General features: G+C 68.5%; 19 protein-coding genes. 4 read left to right on the forward strand and 15 right to left on the reverse strand.

The window, feature by feature from the left end; genetic code table 11:
• Window positions 1-6: 6 nt before the first annotated feature.
• Window positions 7-1,074 (reverse strand): PDR/VanB family oxidoreductase, encoded by a 1,068-nt coding sequence (locus PSR88_RS21620; protein ID WP_342338424.1) that lies wholly within the window; start codon window positions 1,072-1,074, stop codon window positions 7-9.
• Complete coding sequence (locus PSR88_RS21625; protein ID WP_342338426.1) at window positions 1,074-1,979, reverse strand: metal-dependent hydrolase; 906 nt, start codon at window positions 1,977-1,979, stop codon at window positions 1,074-1,076. The genes PSR88_RS21620 and PSR88_RS21625 overlap by 1 nt, the downstream gene beginning before the upstream one ends.
• Window positions 1,980-2,199: 220 nt before the next feature.
• Here PSR88_RS21625 and PSR88_RS21630 point away from each other — a divergent pair, with 220 nt between their 5' ends.
• Complete coding sequence (locus PSR88_RS21630; RefSeq protein ID WP_050787344.1) at window positions 2,200-2,889, forward strand: TetR/AcrR family transcriptional regulator; 690 nt, start codon at window positions 2,200-2,202, stop codon at window positions 2,887-2,889.
• Between the two features lie 7 nt (window positions 2,890-2,896).
• Here PSR88_RS21630 and PSR88_RS21635 read toward each other — a convergent pair whose 3' ends face one another.
• The 4 genes from PSR88_RS21635 to PSR88_RS21650 are packed head-to-tail and all read right to left on the reverse strand — an operon-like array spanning window position 2,897 to window position 6,105.
• Entirely contained in the window at window positions 2,897-3,571 is a 675-nt protein-coding gene (locus PSR88_RS21635; protein WP_011596712.1) for a DUF2064 domain-containing protein, read from the reverse strand.
• Entirely contained in the window at window positions 3,568-4,242 is a 675-nt protein-coding gene (locus PSR88_RS21640) for a glycosyltransferase family 2 protein (RefSeq protein ID WP_011596713.1), read from the reverse strand. The genes PSR88_RS21635 and PSR88_RS21640 overlap by 4 nt, the downstream gene beginning before the upstream one ends.
• The gene (locus PSR88_RS21645) at window positions 4,235-5,302 is read right to left on the reverse strand and encodes an NAD-dependent epimerase/dehydratase family protein (RefSeq protein ID WP_011596714.1); all 1,068 of its coding nucleotides are present in this window, start codon (window positions 5,300-5,302) and stop codon (window positions 4,235-4,237) included. The genes PSR88_RS21640 and PSR88_RS21645 overlap by 8 nt, the downstream gene beginning before the upstream one ends.
• Window positions 5,299-6,105 carry an S-methyl-5'-thioadenosine phosphorylase gene (locus tag PSR88_RS21650; protein ID WP_342338427.1) on the reverse strand — a complete coding sequence of 269 codons (807 nt, stop codon included), beginning with the start codon at window positions 6,103-6,105 and terminating at the stop codon, window positions 5,299-5,301. The genes PSR88_RS21645 and PSR88_RS21650 overlap by 4 nt, the downstream gene beginning before the upstream one ends.
• A 20-nt stretch (window positions 6,106-6,125) precedes the next feature.
• Here PSR88_RS21650 and PSR88_RS21655 point away from each other — a divergent pair, with 20 nt between their 5' ends.
• Complete coding sequence (locus PSR88_RS21655; RefSeq protein ID WP_342338429.1) at window positions 6,126-7,538, forward strand: hypothetical protein; 1,413 nt, start codon at window positions 6,126-6,128, stop codon at window positions 7,536-7,538.
• 39 nt (window positions 7,539-7,577) lie between these two features.
• On the opposite strand, the gene PSR88_RS21660 is transcribed toward PSR88_RS21655, so the two are convergent.
• The 6 genes from PSR88_RS21660 to PSR88_RS21685 all read right to left on the reverse strand — a co-directional run bounded on the left by PSR88_RS21660 (window position 7,578) and on the right by PSR88_RS21685 (window position 13,765).
• Entirely contained in the window at window positions 7,578-8,246 is a 669-nt protein-coding gene (locus PSR88_RS21660; RefSeq protein WP_009477316.1) for a hypothetical protein, read from the reverse strand.
• A gap of 87 nt (window positions 8,247-8,333) precedes the next feature.
• Window positions 8,334-8,993 carry a class I SAM-dependent methyltransferase gene (locus tag PSR88_RS21665; RefSeq protein WP_041811800.1) on the reverse strand — a complete coding sequence of 220 codons (660 nt, stop codon included), beginning with the start codon at window positions 8,991-8,993 and terminating at the stop codon, window positions 8,334-8,336.
• Window positions 8,990-9,502, reverse strand: coding sequence for a hypothetical protein (locus PSR88_RS21670; RefSeq protein ID WP_011596718.1), 513 nt, complete (start codon window positions 9,500-9,502; stop codon window positions 8,990-8,992). Before PSR88_RS21670 ends, PSR88_RS21665 begins: the two co-directional genes overlap by 4 nt.
• Before the next feature lies 1 nt (window position 9,503).
• Entirely contained in the window at window positions 9,504-10,754 is a 1,251-nt protein-coding gene (locus tag PSR88_RS21675; protein ID WP_011596719.1) for a molybdopterin-dependent oxidoreductase, read from the reverse strand.
• A 116-nt stretch (window positions 10,755-10,870) separates the two neighbouring features.
• Window positions 10,871-12,079, reverse strand: coding sequence for a low temperature requirement protein A (locus PSR88_RS21680; RefSeq protein ID WP_011596720.1), 1,209 nt, complete (start codon window positions 12,077-12,079; stop codon window positions 10,871-10,873).
• Between the two features lie 39 nt (window positions 12,080-12,118).
• Window positions 12,119-13,765, reverse strand: coding sequence for an MFS transporter (locus tag PSR88_RS21685; protein WP_011596721.1), 1,647 nt, complete (start codon window positions 13,763-13,765; stop codon window positions 12,119-12,121).
• 262 nt (window positions 13,766-14,027) lie between these two features.
• Here PSR88_RS21685 and PSR88_RS21690 point away from each other — a divergent pair, with 262 nt between their 5' ends.
• A complete protein-coding gene (locus PSR88_RS21690; protein WP_011596722.1) occupies window positions 14,028-14,471 on the forward strand; it encodes a DUF6325 family protein in 444 nt (147 codons plus the stop codon).
• 22 nt (window positions 14,472-14,493) lie between these two features.
• Window positions 14,494-14,823 (forward strand): SHOCT domain-containing protein, encoded by a 330-nt coding sequence (locus PSR88_RS21695; protein WP_342338432.1) that lies wholly within the window; start codon window positions 14,494-14,496, stop codon window positions 14,821-14,823.
• A 112-nt stretch (window positions 14,824-14,935) separates the two neighbouring features.
• Here PSR88_RS21695 and PSR88_RS21700 read toward each other — a convergent pair whose 3' ends face one another.
• The 3 genes from PSR88_RS21700 to PSR88_RS21710 all read right to left on the reverse strand — a co-directional run bounded on the left by PSR88_RS21700 (window position 14,936) and on the right by PSR88_RS21710 (window position 18,604).
• Window positions 14,936-16,540 (reverse strand): transposase, encoded by a 1,605-nt coding sequence (locus tag PSR88_RS21700; protein WP_342338433.1) that lies wholly within the window; start codon window positions 16,538-16,540, stop codon window positions 14,936-14,938.
• Window positions 16,541-16,675: 135 nt separating this feature from the next.
• Window positions 16,676-17,563 (reverse strand): carbohydrate ABC transporter permease, encoded by an 888-nt coding sequence (locus PSR88_RS21705; RefSeq protein WP_009477329.1) that lies wholly within the window; start codon window positions 17,561-17,563, stop codon window positions 16,676-16,678.
• A 3-nt stretch (window positions 17,564-17,566) separates the two neighbouring features.
• Window positions 17,567-18,604, reverse strand: coding sequence for a carbohydrate ABC transporter permease (locus PSR88_RS21710; RefSeq protein WP_016884493.1), 1,038 nt, complete (start codon window positions 18,602-18,604; stop codon window positions 17,567-17,569).
• Window positions 18,605-18,612 lie beyond the last annotated feature (8 nt).

The raw sequence follows: 18,612 nt of genomic DNA on the forward strand, positions 1-18,612 counted from the left end.
GTGCTGTCAGATGTCCAGGACGACGCGCTCGCCCTGGGTTCGTTCGACGCAGAGCAGCATCTGGCCGGAGGTCCGGCCCTCGTGCTCCACGCGGACGGCACAGGTGCCGCAGAACCCCTGCCGACAGGAGAAGGCGAGCCCGGGACGCACGTCGGAGATCGCGTCGAGCGCAGTCCGGTCGGCGGGAACGACGACCACCTCACCGGTGGGGGCGAGTTCGGCCTCGAACGGCCGGCCGTCGACGATCGGTGGGGGCGAGAACCGCTCGTAGTGGAATTCGGCACCAGGCGGTAGGGCGTCGTCGATCGCCTCGATCATCGGGATCGGTCCGCAGCAGTACACCGCGGACGTATCGGTCACCGCGCCGAGCAGCTCTGCTGCGGTGGGGATTCCGCCGTCGTCGTCGGTGCGCACCGACACCCGGTCGCCGAATACCGCGAGCTGGTCCAGGAAGGGTAGCGACTCGCGGTTACGGCCGGTGTAGGCCATCGACCAGTCGAGGTCGAGGCGATGGGCAAGGCGCACCATCGGGAGGATGGGGGTGATCCCGATTCCGCCGGCGACGAAATGCAGGCCGTCGGCAGTCGATCCGTGTCCGGGCAATGCCAGGGGGAACGCGTTGTCCGGGCCGCGGACCTTCACCGAGGCTCCGGGGTGCAGGGTGTCGTGGACCTCGAGTGAGCCTCCGCCGCCGTCGGGAAGGCGCCGCACCGCAATGGTGTACGCGCGACTGTCTGCGGGGTCGCCGCACAGGGAGTACTGACGGCGCCGCCCGGACGGCAGCTCGAGGTCGAGATGCGCGCCCGGCCGCCACCGGTCGAGTTCGCCGCCGTTGGGCGCGGCCAGCGTGAGGCTCACGACGTTCTCGTCGTGCGCCACCACTCTGCGCTCACACACCAGCATTCGCCGGCTACCGTCGCTAACCGGTGGGGTGAGGTCGGTGCGGTAGAGGAAGCGTAACGACCGCATGTACGCGGTGGTGACACCGGCGACGGCACGCAGCAGCGGGTCGCGTTGCCGCTTCCCCCACAGATCACCCGGTACGGAGGTCGGTGCCGGATACGTCGGAGTCACTACGCCGCCGCCCTCGCGGCAGGCGACTTGGCCAGGTAGGCGATCGCCTGCGCCGTGTCACCCTCGGCCTGCGGCGAGTACCGGGGGTTCAGGTATCGGAGCGCGCCCCGGAACAGGCTCGACAGCCCGGGCAGGGAACCGCGGCGCATCGCCGCGAACAGCCCGATCCACAGCGAGAAGTAGCCGCGGTCGCGCATGGTCGGGTCGGCGTGCACGATGAACTTCAGCCCGCGCGTCATCACCACGAGAAACGCGAGATACGACACCAGCATCGCGAGGTTGCGGCGGAAGTACCCCACCCCGAAGTGCATGGCGACGTCGTGAGCGACGTTGCGATGCTCGACCTCCTCCGCGCCGTGCCAGCGGTACAGGTCGGTCATGCTCGGGTCGGCGTCGAAGTCCTCGAGGCGCGCGTTCAGGATCCAGTCACCCAGGAATGCCGTCATGTGCTCGATCGCACCGATGAACGCGAGCCGTTCGACGAGTTGCTGACGCTGCGCGCGGGCGCTGCCCATCTCCCTGCGGCCCAGCACCTTCCGCATGAGGAATTCCGACTGCAGCACGAACGGCCGCGGATCCACGTCGTGTGCGTCCAGGAACTCGTACAGCACCACGTTGTGGGTCTCGGCGTGCATCGCTTCCTGCCCGATGAACCCGCGGACGTCGGCGCGGAGCCGGTCGTCGTTGATCAGGGGGAGCGCCTCGGTGAACGTGGCGCAGAACCACCGCTCCCCCTCGGGGAGGATCAGGTTGATCGCGCTGAGCGTGTGGGAGGCGATCGGTTCGCCGGGAATCCAGTGCAGCGGGGTCCGGGACCAGTCGAACTTCACGTTGCGTGCCTGCAGGGTCACGTCACCGGGGTCGACGTCGATCGCGTCGACCTTCTTTCCGTTCCGCAGTGCCATCAGTGATCTCCTCGAAGTCGGCTTCGGGCGAGGGTCGCCGTTCGGCCGCGTGGCCGCTGGTACCGCGAGACACGATGAGCGTTACCCGCGGTTACGTTTTGTGCGAGTCGAGTGTCACACCGGCGAACTTCGGTGTCAACCACTACTGCCGTTGTCGGAACACGGTCCCGTACCCTGGGTATCGGCACGCGGTCCAACGAGTATTCGGAGTCCAGGCGAAGTGGCAGAAACAGACACCCCGCGGTCGTGGGACCGGCGGGCACGCGCCCGTGAAGAGTTCATCGACGCCGCCTACCGGGTGATCGACACGCACGGCCCACGCCCGAGCATGAACGACATCGCCAAGGAAGCGGGGGCCACGAAGCCCCGGCTGTACCGGCACTTCGCAGACAAGGCCGACCTCTACAAGGCGATCGCCGACCGCACCACCCACGACGTCTACAAGCTGGTGGCGCCCAAGTTCAACTTCCTGCTCACCACACCGCACGAGGCGCTGAACCATGCCATCACCGGCTACGCAGAGGTGGTCGCCGAGCACCCGAACGTCTTCCGCTTCCTGGCGGACGGGGAGCTGAAACAGGACGGCGCGGGATCCGCCCTGTCCCTCGACGTCGAGCGCGACCTCACCGACCGGCTGGCCGGCGTCGCGTCGACGATCTTCGAGTCCGTGTCCGCCGAAGTCTCCGACGTCCGGTTCACCGCCCGCGCCGCAGTCGGGATCATGGTCTCGACCACCGACCTCTGGCTCGAGTCGTCGAAGGGTTCCGCGAAACCGGACACCGAGTACTTCGTCGGCCAGGTGGCGCCCCTCGTGTGGGGCGTGCTCGACGCGTTCCTCCGTCGCAACGGGATCGAACTCGACCCCACCGAACCGCTCTACCTCGCGCTCGCCCGCATCAACGCCCCGTGAGTACTCGTCAACCGCGGGTGGGTGACAAGTACTCACGGCGGAAGCGGCTGGACTCCGGGCAGAGGGCGGCGACCGGTGCGACGTCGGTCGCGTAGTCGACGTCGCGGAGCGTCGGCAGCGACAGCACCTCGGCGCCCGCCGCGAGGAGGGCCTCCCGGGTGAGGCGTCCGGTGTCCGGACCCGACGTGGGAACCGATCCGATCGCCTCCGTCGCCACGGCGTCGGGCACTCCGAGGATCCACCACCCGCCGTCCTCCGCGAGTCCGAGGACGCATCGGCCCTTCCGCTCGGTGAGCAGGTCCGCCGATTCCGCGAGCAGGCCCGCCGTCACCTGCGGTGTGTCCATCCCGATCTGGAGTATCGGCAGGCCGAACGTGTCGAACGTGTCGGCGTGGGCGTTCACCAATCGCTCCGCGAAATTCTCACCCCGCTGCGGAAGCACCGTGAAACAGTCCAGCGCCGAGGCGATGTCGGTGCCCCGGACCGCCCGGCCGAGGTCACCGGTCATCGCCACCACCCGCTGCGCGACGCGGGCACCGGTGACGGCGTCCAGGGTGTCCAGCAGCGAGGCGGCAGCGAGGTCGGCGGCCCGGGCGTCGCCGACGTCCCGCGCGAGCCGGGTCTTCGCGAACCCGGGCACCGGCGCCTTCGCGACCACGAGTACTGCGACGTCGAGGCTCACCCGATCACCTTCCAGAAGTCGTGGACGGCGACGACGGTGCCTTTCAGCGAACCCGACACCTTCGACGCGCCGGCGGTGCGCGGCCGATACGTGATGTCGCGCTCCATGACCCGCCAGTGGGCGCGGCCGGCGAGCACGAGAAGCTGCAGCGGATAGCCCGACCTGCGGTCGTCGACACCCAAGTCGAGGAGGTCCTGTCTGCGTACGGCTCGCATCGCCCCGAGATCGTGGATCGGCAGCCCGTACCGGCCCCGGAGTCGTGCGGCGACAACGGCGTTGCCGATCCTGCTGTGCAACGGCCACGTTCCACGCCGATCGGCCCGCCGCCGCCCCACGGCGAGGTCGGCGCCCGAGTTCAGCGCAGCGACGAGTCGCGGCAGTTCACCCGGATCCATCGAGCCGTCGCCGTCCAGCACACAGACCACCGGAGTCTGCGCCGCCAGCACCCCGGCGTGCACGGCCGAACCGTATCCCGGGACGTGCTCCCACACCACCGACGCACCGTGCGCCCCCGCCACCGCGGCGGTGCCGTCGGTGGAATTGTTGTCCACCACCACCGTCCGGTAGCCGGGTGGCACCGCGGCCAGCACTCCGGGCAGGGAACCGGCCTCGTTCATGCACGGGATCACGACGGTGACGTCCCGCGCAGAGATCGGCACGCGCTCAGACACGGGGAGGTCCCGCCGGCACCGCGTCCCTCAGGGGTGCGTGCGCGAACGCCGCGATCCCGTCGGCGGGCCTGATCTGCGCCCGGAATCCCAGCCGCTCCCGGGCCAGCCAGGGGTCGGCGACGATGTGCCGCACGTCGCCGGGGCGGTACTCGCCGGTCACGACGGGTTCGGGCCCGCCGTGCGAACGCGCAAGGGTCGCGGCCACCTCGCCGATCGTGATCGGGTGCCCCGAGCACACATTGAACGCCGCGAATCCGGGCAGCGCCGCCTCGACCGCGGCCACGTTCGCCGCCGCGACATCGTGGACGTGCACGAAATCCCGCGTCTGCCTGCCGTCCTCGAACACGTGCGGAGGATCGCCGTTCTCGAGGGCGGAACGGAACATCGCGGCCACCCCGGAATACGGGGTGTTACGCGGCATGCGATCGCCGTACACGTTGTGATAGCGCAGAGCCGTCACGGAACCACCGGTGGCCAGTGCCCAGGCGAGCGCGTAGTTCTCCTGGGCGACCTTGCCTGCGGCGTAGAGACTCCGCGGACGCAGCGGCGAGTGTTCCTCCACGAGTGCCCACTCGAGGGGCTCTCCCGTGTCGGGATCCGTCTCGTCGAAGAACCCCGCCGCCAGGTCCTCGGCCCGGCGGGCGGCCGGTTCCACGAACTCGCCCCGCCCGTTGCGGTACCGGCCTTCTCCGTAGACGACCATCGACGACGCGAGTATCAGCGTCTCGCAACCCGACTCGTGCATCGCGGCGAGCAGCGTCGCCGTACCGAGATCGTTGTGGCTGGCGTAGGCCGGCGCATCACGCACATCCACACCGGCGCCGACGACGGCGGCCTGATGACACACGACGTCCACCCCCCTCAACAGTTCGATCAGAGCGGGACGGTCGCGGACGTCGGCTCGTCGCACACCGTCCGGCGGTTCGGGGTCGGCACCGTGCGCGGACGGGAGCAGGGCATCCACGGCCACGACGTCGTGACCGGCTTCGATCAGCGCGGCGTGGACGTGGCCGCCGATGAATCCGGCTGCACCCGTGAGCAGTACACGTGTTCCCATCATGGCAACTCGATCGGCAGTGTCACACCCTCGTGGACGCGACAGGCTTCACAGGGTCCCTCGGGGGCGGCGGCGATCGCGGACCGCACCAGCGTCTTCAAGGACCCGAGATTGCGCTGGAACTCGGCGAACACGTCCACTGCGCGTACCCCGTCGCCGGCCTCGATTCCCGCATCGAGGTCGGTGACCAAAGCGATGGTGGCGTAGCACATCTCGAGTTCCCGAGCGAGGACCGCCTCGGGGTGGCCCGTCATGTTGACGAGAGTCCAGCCCTGCCGGGCGAACCACAGACTCTCCGCCCTGGTCGAGAAGCGCGGTCCCTCGACCACCACCAGCACCCCGCCCTCCACGGTGCCCGGTCGGGCGGCGGCCTTGCGCAGGTCCGAGCAGTACGGGTCGGCGAACTGGACGTGCACGCCGCCTCCGTCGAAGTAGGTCTGCGTGCGGCCGCTGGTGCGGTCGACCAACTGATCCGGCACGACCATCGAGCCCGGTCCCAGGTCGGGGGTGAGGCTCCCGGCGGCGCAGGGTGCGAACACCTGCCGCACGCCCAGCGTGCGCAGCGCCCACAGGTTCGCGCGGTACGGGATGGTGTGGGGCGCGAATTCGTGCCGGACGCCGTGGCGGGGGAGGAACGCCACCCGCCTGCCCTCCACGTCGCCGACGGTGATCGCGGCGCTGGGGCTGCCGTACGGAGTGTCGATCGTGACTTCCGCGGCGTCCTCGTCGAAGAACGAGTAGAAGCCGCTCCCGCCGATCACGGCGACGTCCGCGCGGCCCGGTTCGCGTGCACTCATTGCGGTCATGCAGTCAATCCTCCGTCGTTATGCTGGGCGCGAGTGCGACTTTCGCCGAAGGAGATGACGTCATCGGATCCCCGCAGCGCGCCGAGGAGCGGAATTTCCGGTACTGCGACGTCGCGGGCGCCGCACTCGCCCTGATCCTGGTGGTGGTCGCGTTCGTCGTCCCGCGCCTGGGAAACGAGACGATCACACCCATCGTCCACCGCACCGCGGAGAGCGTGCGGGACTTCGCGGACGCCGCGCCGCTGTTCGGATTCCGCGACGTGCACGTCGGGTGGGGGACGCCCGTCGCCGTCGGCGTCGCGGTCGCGGTCGTGTCGTGGGGGCCGGGCCTGGCGCAGAGGCTGGCGTGGCGTCGTCTCACCGTGGGAGTGTGGCTCGCGTCCGCCCTGTGGGCGATGGCGCTCGCGCTGGTCGACGGCTGGCAGCGTGGATTCGCTCGGCGCCTGACCTCGACCGACGAGTATCTCCACGAGGTTCCTCGTGTCTCGGACATCCCCGCGACGCTGCGCGGTTTTGCGGGACGAATCCTGGACCTGCAGCCCGATTCGTGGACCACGCACGTGTCCGGACATCCGCCCGGTGCGCTCCTGACGTTCGTCTGGCTCGACCGGATCGGACTCGACGGCGGCGCCTGGGCGTCCGCGCTGTGCGTCGCGGTCGGATCCAGCGCCGGTGCCGCCGTGATCGTCGCCGTCCGTGCGCTCGGTGACGAGGCCATGGCTCGTCGCGCGGCCCCGTTCCTCGTCCTCGCACCCGCCGCGATCTGGGTGGCGGTGTCGGCGGACGCACTGTTCGCCGGCGTGGTGGCGTGGGGGGTCGCCCTGCTGGCCCTCTCGGCGACTCGTACCGTCCCGGTCCCCGCGCTCGTCGCGGTGACGGCGGGTGTGCTGCTCGGATTCGGTGTCTACCTCAGCTACGGCCTCACGCTGATGGCGATCCCGGCGGTCGCCGTTCTGATGATCGCGCGCACGGCCCGCCCGCTGGTCGGCGCCCTGGCCGGTGCGCTCGCGGTGGCGGCCGTGTTCACGCTGTACGGATTCTGGTGGTTCGACGGCTACCAGCTGGTGCAGGAACGGTACTACCAGGGCATCGCATCGGATCGTCCCTTCGCCTACTGGGGCTGGGCCAACTTCGCGTCGCTCGTCTGCGTGGTGGGGTTGGCGGTACCCGCCGCACTGCCCCGGGCGTTCGCCTGGACGCGGGTACGGGCACTGTCGCCGGTTCCCGTCCTCGTGCTCTCCGCGCTGGCGGCGGTGGTGATCGCCGATCTGAGCGCGTTGAGCAAGGCGGAGACCGAGCGGATCTGGTTGCCGTTCGAAGTGTGGCTTCTCGCCGCCCCCGCACTCCTGCCGCGCGGAAGCCATCGGTTCTGGCTTGCAGTGCAGGCCGCCGGTGCGCTGGCCGTCAACCATCTGCTGTTCACGAACTGGTGACGGCCGGCGCATCCGAGGTGCCGTTCGGGGGGCAGACGGTCACTTGGTCGCGATCGTGATGGTGGCGATTCCGACCAGCAACCCCGGCTTCACGGCGTCGGTCTTGAACGTCTCGTTCAGCAGTCCGGCCGCGTCCTCCGAGATCTTGACCTCGGTACCCTGCAGGATCGCGGTGTCGTTCGGCCCTGTCTGCAGCGGCTTCAACGTGCGGCCGTTGAGATCGAACAACACCGCATCGGTGGCCGCGGACGCACCGTTGACGCTCACGTCGCCCGTGAGGAGCGACGTGCCCGGGTCGATCGCGAAATCGGTGAGTTCGACGACGGTGCCGGGCGCCGCCAGCGACAATCCGCTGCCGTCGTGCATGATCTCGCCCTGTACGTAGGGGTCGACCGTGCCCGGCTCCCAGTACTTCACGTTGCCGCCGGTGATCGGGAAGCTGACCGATCCGTCGGCGAGGGCCGCCGTACCCACCACTCCGGGTGTGAGGCCGAGCGTCGTCAGGGCGCCGGTGAAGCCGGAATCCAGTGCGACGGCGGTACTCACCCCGGTCAGGTTGTCGACCTGGGCGACGGGTGCGGGTTGCGTGGATGCTGCTGCGCTCACATTCGACGACGCATTCGAGTCGTTGCTCGAACACGCCGCCAGCGGGGTCAGGGCCAGGGTGCCGATGGCCGCCGCTACGAGTGCTTTTCGATAGTTCGACATGATGATCAAACAACCTTTCCGGGAGGAAGGGGATGGGTGGATGTTCACTAGGTATTCGGTGCGACCTCGCCGGCGGATGGGAGCTCTTTACACCCATTCCATCCGCACGAAGTACCGATTCGCGTGCTGCAGAACATCGATCACGCTCAGTCCGGCGGCGTGTGCGACCCCGGACACCGCCGCGACACCCACACTCGCCCAGGCGAACCATTCGCCGGCGAGATGCTCGGTCTCCCAGCGCAGTAGTTCGTGACGAACTCCTGTCGTGGTCGGCGGATCCACCTCGGCGATCACAATTCCGTGTGGTTGCAACAGTTCTCGCGCGCGGCGCAGGATCCGCACCGGGTCTCCGCCGATGCCGATGTTGCCGTCGGCGAGCAGCACCCGGTCCCAGTGTCCGGACCGGGGAAGCGGCGCGAACAGGTTCCGGTGCAGCGCGAGGCCGCCGCGGCGGATCGTGAGTTGGACTGCCGTGAAAGACGAGTCGACGCCCAGCGCCGAGACGCCGGCCGAGACGAGCGCCGCGGTGAGGCGGCCCGGTCCGCATCCGAGGTCCACGGTGGCGCCGTGGCACCCGGTGAGCATCACGCGGTCCGCGATCCGATCGGAGAGGGTGGATGCGTCCCCGCCCATCCACCGGCCCACCGGCAGGGGGCGACGCGTCCCCCGTGCGTCGCGCACCCAGCACGGGAGACCCGCCGACGCGCGCCGCATCAGGAGGTCCGTGGAGACGTCGGTTCTCCTCATGAGCCGCGTACCGTGTCACCAGTCTTGCGGGACAACGCGAGTCGCATGGCGTAGGCGACGGCGGACACCGCGAAGAACACGGCGGTGAGCAGCAGCCAGCGTTCGAGGAACGGTTCCTGCGTCAGCCCCGTCGCAGCGAGATACGCGTCGGCGCCCTGCTCGATGATTCCCGGCAGGAACAGCAGCAGCGTCAGGCCGGATGCGAGCGCCGGCACGCGAATGTAGTTGAGCGCCGAGACCGACCGCGGTCGTGGAATTCGTCTGCCCCGCATCGCATTCAGCCCGGACGTCAGGGACCGGTCCGCGAGCGCGTACAGCGGGAACAACACCAGGTCGTGCGCGATCACCGCGCCGAGGAACCACACGGCGATGGACTTCCACCACACGTCCTGATTCCACAGATTCTGCGGACCCACCACCGCCACCGCATATCCGGCGAGGGCGAACGTGAACAGCACCGCCAGCAGATGCAGCGGGTCGGCGCCGTAGAAGCGGGCGAATCGGCGCATCTCACGCCTCCCGGAATTCGATGGCCTGCACCCACTTGGTGTTGTGGACACCGGGCAGGGCGGGAACGATGATCCGGGCGGGGTAGCCGTGGTCGAGGGACAGGTCCGCGCCGTTGACCTCCAGCGCGAGCAGGGCATCGGCGTCGCGCACCTGATCGGACGTGAGCACCGCCTGATTGAACGCCCCGGACCGTTCCAGCGACGTCACCTTCGCCGAGGCGAAATCCGTCACCCCGGCAGCGTCCGCGAGGTCACGCAGTCGCACGCCCGTCCATGTCTCGGTGGTGGACCATCCCTCGACGCACGCGATCGGAAGAGTCGCGGTGTGCGACGGCATTGCGCGCAGCTGACTTCGGCTCAGCTGCACGGGTTCCGCGCCACCCGTCACCGAGAGCCGCCAGGTGTCGCCGATCTGCTCCAGGGTGACCTGCGCGGCCGCGGCGGTGCGGTTGATCTGAAAGTCGTTGGGACCGTCGCCGTACGAGCGACCCCGGGGGAGGAGCAGTGCGGCATTGCGCAGGAACCCGCCGGTGGTCTGCCCGACCGACAGGACGGCGACCAGCGCGGCGCCGCCCCCGACCAGGGCGAGGGCGCCGCGGCGGCTGATCGTGGGCGAGGTGGGGTCTTCGGCCACGAGGCCGTTCTCGTCCGGCGATTCGGGGCGCGTATCGGCGCGGGAGGTGCGCAGCACTCGACGGAAAGACCGGGAACGCAGCGACCTCACCATCACCGGCACCTTCAGGATCGTGTGCGTCACGAACCCGGCGATGAAGACCCACGCGCCCCAGTAGTGGGCCGTGTAGAAGTCGAAGCCGAAGATGTAGTCGTACTGGATGTTCAGGACCCCGGTGATGATCTCGAACAGCGCACCGCCGACCAGGGCGATCAGCGACAGACGTTCGAGCGCCTGCGCCGGCGACCGCACCGGCGGAAACACGAACAGTTTCGGGATCACCGACCACAGCTTGGCGAGGACGACCGGCACCAGGATCAGTCCGAGCCCGACATGCAGCCCCTGCGTGAGCCGGTACAACCACGACGGCCGGGTGGGCCACGCGAAGTACGGAAGGTGCAGCCACCCGACGTCGCCGGGACGGGCCTGCCCGAACTGCGGACCGTACGCGATGTACGAGAGCAGTCCCGTGACGATGACAACCGGAAGTCCGATCAGCAGGACGAGGCCGAATACGGAGGTCAGCCACGGTCCGCGCAGTGGACTGCGTAATCGTGGGCCGCGAGAGTGGTCGGTCATGGTGTATCAATCCCTCCGGCTCGATCATCTCGAGCCTCAGAGGTAATTCGGTGCCGCCGCCGTCCAGGACTGCTCCGCCCGTGAGTACTTGTTAACCGCGGGAGGTTAACAAGTACTCACGGGTGCGCGCCGTGCCGGATCTCGTCGCGGGGCTGGTCGTACCGGACCATTTCGTATCCGATCATCGCGAGCAGGACCGCGGTGAGCACACCCAGGGTGGCGAGGGCCGGGATGTGCCAGACGACGGGGAGGAGCGCGATCAGGACGACCGCCGTCACGACGCGCGGCACGGTGACCGACCTCGTCGCGTACGCCTTGAACGCGACCAGCGCGAGAACGTACAGCGCCGCGCCACCGAACAGTGCGATCAGCGGCCAGCCGTACAGCGGGTCGGTGAGCCGGTGATGGTTGCCGTCGCCGACGTACGACAGGATCTTCTTCAGGCCGAGCGACAGCATCACGATCCCGATCACCATCGGAAGGTGCAGGAAGCTGTAGCAGTTGCGGGCGATCTTGATCTGACGCGCACCGGTTGCCTCCTCGAAGGCGTGCTCGACGGCTAGTGACGTGACGTCGAAGTACGACCACCACAGCAGCCCCGACACCGCGAGTCCCAGCAACGAGGCGACGATGATCGCCCAGGAGATCGGCAGGCTCGCGACGCCGATGCCGATCGACACGATCGACTCGCCGAGCGCGACGATGACGATGAGGCCGTGCCGTTCGGCGAAGTGGCTCACCGACCGCAGCCGCCAGTCGGTGCCGCCGATCAGTGTGCCGATGTAGTCGCCGGCGAGGGCGAGGATCCACATCACGGTCTGCGCCGTGCCGGTGAGCTGCGATGCGATGAGCAGGAACACGGTGCCGGTGACCATGCTCGGCGCGAACCGCAGCACCTGACCGCGCAGTTGGGGGTCGGTGCGGCTGATGACCCAGAACATCACCAGGTGCAGCAGGCGGACGACGAAGTAACCGAGGGCGAAGATGACGGGGCCGTCGAGTCCGCCGGGCAGATCGTCGAACGCCTCGGGGATCGTCAGGGCGGTGACGAACATGGCGCCCATCGCGCCGAACATCACCACCCGCACGATGCCTTCGTCGGCGCGTACGAGGTTGCAGAGCCAGGCGTACCCCACCCAGCTCCACCACAGGACGGCCATCACCAGTGCGCCGCGCAGCAGGTTCACCCCGGTGGGGTCCTCGGCCATCAGATCGGTGACGCGGGTGAGGGCGAACACGAAGACGAGGTCGAAGAACAGCTCGAGCGGCGACACCGACGCTCGTTCTTCGACGAGACGGGGACGCAAACGATGGGCGAAGGTCACGGGGAGAATGCTGCCACCGGACGGCGACGCGGGAAAGTCCTACGAACTGCGACGAGCCGTGGGGTCGGGCGCAGCCTTTCGTTCGGGGGAGCCGACGGGGGTGCGGGGGATACGCCCGGTGAAGAACAACGCCGTGATGGCGAGCAGCGCGGTGACGGCGTACGCCACCTGGAGTGCCTCGAGTCGCGCATCGGAATTGATGTCGAGGATGTCCTGGGCGGTGGCGTCGGGGACCGACGCCTCCTCCAGGGCCGCCGCCAATTGTGTGTCGGAGAGGAACGGGACACCGCTCGCCAGTTCGGTGGTCGCCCGCTCTTGGACCGACTGCGGAACGTCGGGATCGGCTTGGATCCCCGCGACGATCGAGGTGCTCAGGGTCGCGATGAGCACCGATCCGATCAGCGCCGTCCCCAGGGACGCGCCGAGGTTGGTCGCCGTGTTCTGCAGCCCGCCGACCTCGGCGCTCTGCGAATCGGGGACGGCCGACACCGTGACGGCGCCGAGTTGGGAGGCCAGTGCACCGAGTCCGAGCCCCATCAGCAGCATCGGCACGGCCACGACGCCGGCATTGGCCCCGGGATCCATCCCGGCCACGAGGAACAGGATGCCGACGATCATGGACGCCAGACCGAACCGGACCACCCTGCGCGGATTGGCCTCGGGCCGGAGTTTGGGGATCCCGGCAGCGGCCAGCAGCAGTGCGACGGACAGCGGGATGAGCCGGATCCCGGTCTGGAGCGCGTCGAGTTCGAGCACAACGGACAGGAACAGGGGGACGGTGAAGAACACGCCCGCTTGGACGGTGAACTGGGCGAAGAACATGCTGAGCCCGCCGGCGAGTTGCCGGTTCCGCAGCAGCCGGGGGTCGATCAGCGGCTCGCCGCCGGTGTCGGCGAGATGCGCTTCCCACCGCAGGAACCCGTACAGCACCAGGAGACCACCCAGCACCAGCCACACGACCGGTGACAGCCCCGCGATCGCGGTTCCGCCGGGCTTGGCCCGCACCCAGCCCCACTCGCTCGAGCGGAGGACGCCGAACACGATCATCCCGAGGCTGACCACCGACAGCGCCGATCCGACCAGGTCGAGGCGCACCTTCACCGGCGGAACGTCGTTGATGCGTCGGAGCACCAGCAGGATGAGGAGGACGATCACCACCTCGCCGGCGAAGACGTACCGCCACGACGCGAACGTGGTCACCGCACCGCCGATGAGCGGTCCGGCGGCAACCGCCATCGCACCGGCCGCGGCCACCAGACCGTAGGCGGCGGGACGCCTTTCGGGCGCGAAGTTCGCCGCGACGAGGGCAACGATCGCGGGCATGATCAGCGCGGCGCCGATGCCTTCCAGCAGGGACCATCCGATCAGCAGCACCGCCAGGTTGGGTGACAGTGCTGTGGTGAGCGAGCCCGCGCCGTAGACGACCAGGCCGAGAGCGAACGCCCTGCGACGACCGATGATGGTGCCGATCTTGCCGCCGGTGATCATCAGCGTCGCCATGACGAGCGTGTACAACGTGATGGCCGTCTGGATGCCGGTGATCGTGGTGCCGAGATCCGACGCGACCGTCGCCATGGACACGTTCATCACGGAGCTGTCCAGTGTCATCAGAAACTGGCTGGACGCCAGCACCGTGAGCACCAGACCGGATCCGGCGACCGCGACCGACTCTTTGCCTGGACTCACGACGGCCTTCCTCGGGCATCTCGAGACTCGCTTCGGTGAACACTTCCGTGGGCTGCCGCTGGGGAAGGTCGTCCCCAGCGTCGCATGGGGGCAGACCACCGAAAATCATCCGAAGAGGGTGAAAGCTCGTGAGACGGTCTCGAACCGGATTATGCTCGGAGAATGGCCGGAATTCTCGTGGGGGATCCCGGATTATTGTGACCGAGCCCTGATCCGGGGTGACATCCGCGGATCCTCGGCGTGCACGAAGAGAGGTTTTCCGGTGAACGATATCGACCCGGAGGATAGCGGACCCATCGATTATCTCGTGGTGGAGTTCCCTGCCGACCGACGACCGGACGGATCAGCGTTGGCGATCCTCCGTGAACTCGTCGAGCAGGGCACGGTGCGAGTGCTCGACCTGGTCTTCCTTCGCAAGGAAGTGGACGGCTCCGTCGTGGCGATCGACGTCGTCGACGTCGGGCTCGAGGGCGACATCGATGTGTCGCTCTTCGCAGAGGCCTCGACCGGCCTGCTCGACCTCGCCGACATCGCCGACGCCGGGTCCGTTCTCGAACCGGGTGCTTCGGCTGCGGTAGTGGTCTACGAGAACACTTGGGCCGCACCGCTCGCAACCGCCCTGCGTCGCAGCGGAGCTCAACTCGTGGCGTCGGGCCGCATCCCTGTGCAGGGCATCCTTGCATCACTCGACGCGCTCGAAGCCTGAAACTGAAACCGAGGACAACATCATGCCCGGACTTCTCCGCGGGATCGCCCGCACCGCCGTCGTCGCCGGAACCGCGACCGCCGTGTCGAATCGAGTGTCTCGACGCCAAGGCCAGCGGTGGGCGGGGCAACAGCAACCGCAAGAGCAACCACAGCAGCAACCGCAAGCCCCGCAGAACGAGGCCCCGGTCTCCGCTCAGGCACCCCCGCCGCAGGCCGCTCCCGCCTCCTCATCGGGCGGAGGCAGCGTCGACCGGATCGCCGCGCTGAAGGATCTCGGAGAACTCAGAGCGCAAGGAGTGCTCACCGAGGAAGAATTCAGCGCCGAGAAGGCGAAGATCCTGGCGTCCTGAAACCACCCGTGAGTACTTGTCAACCGCGGGGGGGCTGTTGCGGAATTGAGTGAGGGTGGTTTGGTTCTCTCGTGCCGCGGTGGGTGCCGGTGCGGGGGTGGCCCCCGCCGGGTCAGGGGGTGGCCGGGAGCGGGGTGCCTGCGGTCAGGTGGGTGAGGATCTTGCCGAGGTTGTGCACGGTGGCGTGGAACGCCCATTCGCTGCGGGCGCGGTCGAGTCCGCGGCTGGTGAAGCGGCGGAATCCGAGGTTGTGTTTGGCGTGCCCGAACACGGTTTCGGCGATGGGTGAGCGTTTGCGGTAGGTGGCGATGCCGGCCTCGGTGCGCAGCCGGTGGGTCATGGCCTGGATCGGATCCGATTGCGGCGGTGGCGGTCCGGTGACCGGATCAGCGGTGGCGGCGGCCTCGAGGTGACGGGATTTGCCGGTGGCGATCAACCGGTCCGGGCCCGGCGCGGTGAGGTTCTCGCGGGAGCAGTAGCCGGCGTCGAAGAGCATCACCCCGATCAGCTCCTCCGGGCTCGTGCCGGTCGGTTCCTTCCCACGTCGGGTGGCGTCGATCAGGTGCGCGGCCGCCCCGGCCTTGTCGACCATGTCGGGGAAGTAGTCGTAGTCGACCGGGCCGGTCCCGACCCCGGTGGCCAGGATCAACCCGTCCTCGCTGGTGAAGGCCTGGCAGTTGTAGCCCTGCACCCAGCCGCCGCCGCGCAGCGGCTGCAACCGCGAGTCGGGGTCGGTGGTGTTGCGGCGCCGCTGCCCGGCGGCAGCGGCGCGCTCACCCTGTTTGCGGAGGGCGGTGTCGAGTTCGGTGCGCCGGCGCCGGACCAGGTGGTGCTCGTCGACCGGCTTCGGTGCGAACCGGGTGCCCCCGCCCCCGGCCGCGGTGCCACCCTGGAACCGCTCGATCACCGCCTGCTGGGCGGCGACCGCCTCGGCCAGACGCCGCTCGGCGGCGGCGACCTCGGCCCCGACCGGCACCCGGCCCATCACCGTCTGGCCCGCGTCGAGCCGGGCCAGATAGTCCTGTGCTTTCCCCTCCCGCTCGCACTGTTCGGCGTCCTTCTCCGCGTCGAGCTGGGCCAATGCCTCGGCGATCCGGGCCGAGCGGGTGCTGGGATCGGCCAACTCCGCCGGCACCTGTCCCGGGCCCGAATCGTCCTCGCCGTAGAGGTCGTCCTCGGCGTCATCGGTGGCGGCGTGCGCGGCCACCGCGGCGGCGGCGATCCGCGCGGCCTCGGCCTCGGCTGCCCGGCGCAGCCCGTCCTCGGTGCGGTTGGCGTCCTTCGATGCGTTCGAGGCGATCTTCACCCCGTCCAACGCGATCGTCTCGAGTCGGCCCAGACCCAACCGTGCGGCCAGGATCAGGACCTGCGTGAACAGGGCCTCGCAGGCGGTGTGGTTGTCCTTGCGGAACCGTGAGATCGTCACGTGATCGGGGGTGTCGCCGGCGCAGATCACCCGGTAGGACACCACCTCCGAGCAGGCCCGCTCGATCTGCCGCGACGACCGCATCCCCCGCGACCACGCCCAGATCAGCAGGGTCACCAGCATGTCCGGGTCGTACCCGGCGCGCCCGGCACCCCCGGTGCGGCGAGAGTCGTGAAAGGCGCTGGTGTCGAGATGGGTGTCGACGATCTCGATCACCGTCCACACCGGATGCGTGGGCGGCACCCACTCCCGCATGTCCGGCGGCAACAAAAACTGCTGGTCACGATTCACCGGTCGATACCCCTTGGCCACCAACACATTATCCAAGAAACATCAGGTCGGGGCGCCGCGGCACGCGGACACCCCGACCCGGAAATTTGAAACAGCCCCCGGGCGGTTGACAAGTACTCACGGGCGGCGGAGCCGCTACTTGACGCCACCGGCGGTCAGGCCGGACACGATGCGGCGCTGCAACAGCAGCACGATGATGACGAGCGGGATGGTCACGACCGTTCCCGCTGCCATCACGGACGTGAACGGCTCCTCGTGCGGCTTGCTGCCCGCGAATTGTGCGATGGCGACGGTGGCCGGCTGGGTCACGTCGTTGGACAGCTGACTGGAGATCAGGTACTCGTTCCACGACGCGATGAACGCGAGGATCGCGGTGGTGAACAGTCCCGGCGCGGCCAAGGGCAGCAACACCATTCGGAAGGCCTGCCGCCTGCTGGCCCCGTCGATTCGGGCGGCCTCCTCGAGTTCCCACGGCAGTTCCTTGAAGAACGCGGTGAGGGTGTAGATGGTGAGGGGCAGCACGAACGAGATGTTCGGGATGATCAGCGCCTGGTATGTGCCGAACCATCCCATCGACGTGAACAGCTGGAACAGCGGTGTCAGGACGGCGACGCCCGGGAACATCGACGCCGCCAGGATGATTCCGAGGACGACGTGCTTTCCCCGGAAGTGCAGTCGCGCCAGCGCGTACGCGGTGCCGACACCGACGACCAGACCGATCGCGGTGGTGACGGCGCCGATGATCGTGCTGTTGACGAGTGCCCTGGCGAAGTGGTTGCCCGCCTCCGTCGAGAACACGCTCGCGAAATTCTCCAGCGTGACGTGGGTGGGCCACGGGGTGGTGTCGAACGTGTAGTCGGAGTGGCGGAAGGCGGTGACCACCATCCAGTAGACGGGGGCCAGACCCCAGACGACGATCACCGCCAGGCCCAGGTAGGTGCGGATGGAGGCGAGCGACGGTGCCCGGCGCCGGCGTGCCACCGCGGCACGGGGGATCCCCGGTGTGACGACTGCTGTGGACATGGATCAGGCCTTTCGCTGCTGCTCTTGGGTGTCGATCACGTTGACGCCCATCACCTTCACCAGTACGTAGGCGACGGCGAAGATGAACAGGAACGTGATCGTGGAGAGGGCGGACGCGCTGTTGAAACCCTGGCGCATCTGGTCGATCACCAGGATCGACAGCGTGGTGGTGGCGGTGCCGTCGCCGCCACCGCCGCCGGTGAGGATCGCCGGGAGGTCGTAGATCCGCAGGACGTCCAGCACCCGGAAGAGGACCGCCACCAGAATGGCCGGCTTGATGAGGGGCAACGTGATCGACCGGAACCGTTGCCACGCATTGGCGCCGTCCATCCGCGCCGCCTCGTACACCTCGGCGGGCACCATCTGGAGTCCGGCGAGGATCAGCAACGCCACGAACGGTGTGGTCTTCCAGGCGTCGGCGATCACGACGGCGAACCGGGCGGGCCACGTGTCACCGGTCCACAGGATCTCCGTGCCGAGCAGTTTGTTGGCGATGCCGTCGTAGGCGAAGACGAAGTACCACAGCTTCGCGGTGACGGCGGTCGGGATGGCCCACGCCACGAGAATGCTGGTGCGCAGCAGTGCCCGACCGTGGAACGCCCGGTTCATGATGGTGGCGAACCACAGTCCCAGCGCGACCTCGATGGCGACGGTGACGACGGTGAAGAACACGGTGACCCACATCGACTGCCAGAACAGCGACCCCAGAGTGCCGCCAGGGCAGGACACCGACGCTCCGGTCGTGTCGGTGCACCGCTGGAACAGCCAGTGCGTGTAATTCGAGAGACCCGCGAAACCCTGGTCGACGAACTTGCCGGTGGAGGGATCGATCGTCGGGTCCTTGAACAGCGACATCACCATGGCACTGACCACCGGGTACAGAACCACGATGCCCAGCAGGATCATGGTCGGCAGGATCAGGAACATCGCCGCCTTGCTGCGGCCCTTCCGCGGTCGCGCGCCCTGCGGTTCGCCGGATCTCGCGCCGTCCCGATGTGGGGGAGCGGGCGTCTTCTCGAGCGAGAGTTCGTGAACGGTCATCGGCTGTC

The sequence above is a fragment of the Rhodococcus sp. DK176 genome (assembly GCF_038447315.2).
Classification (GTDB): domain Bacteria; phylum Actinomycetota; class Actinomycetes; order Mycobacteriales; family Mycobacteriaceae; genus Rhodococcus_F; species Rhodococcus_F jostii_A.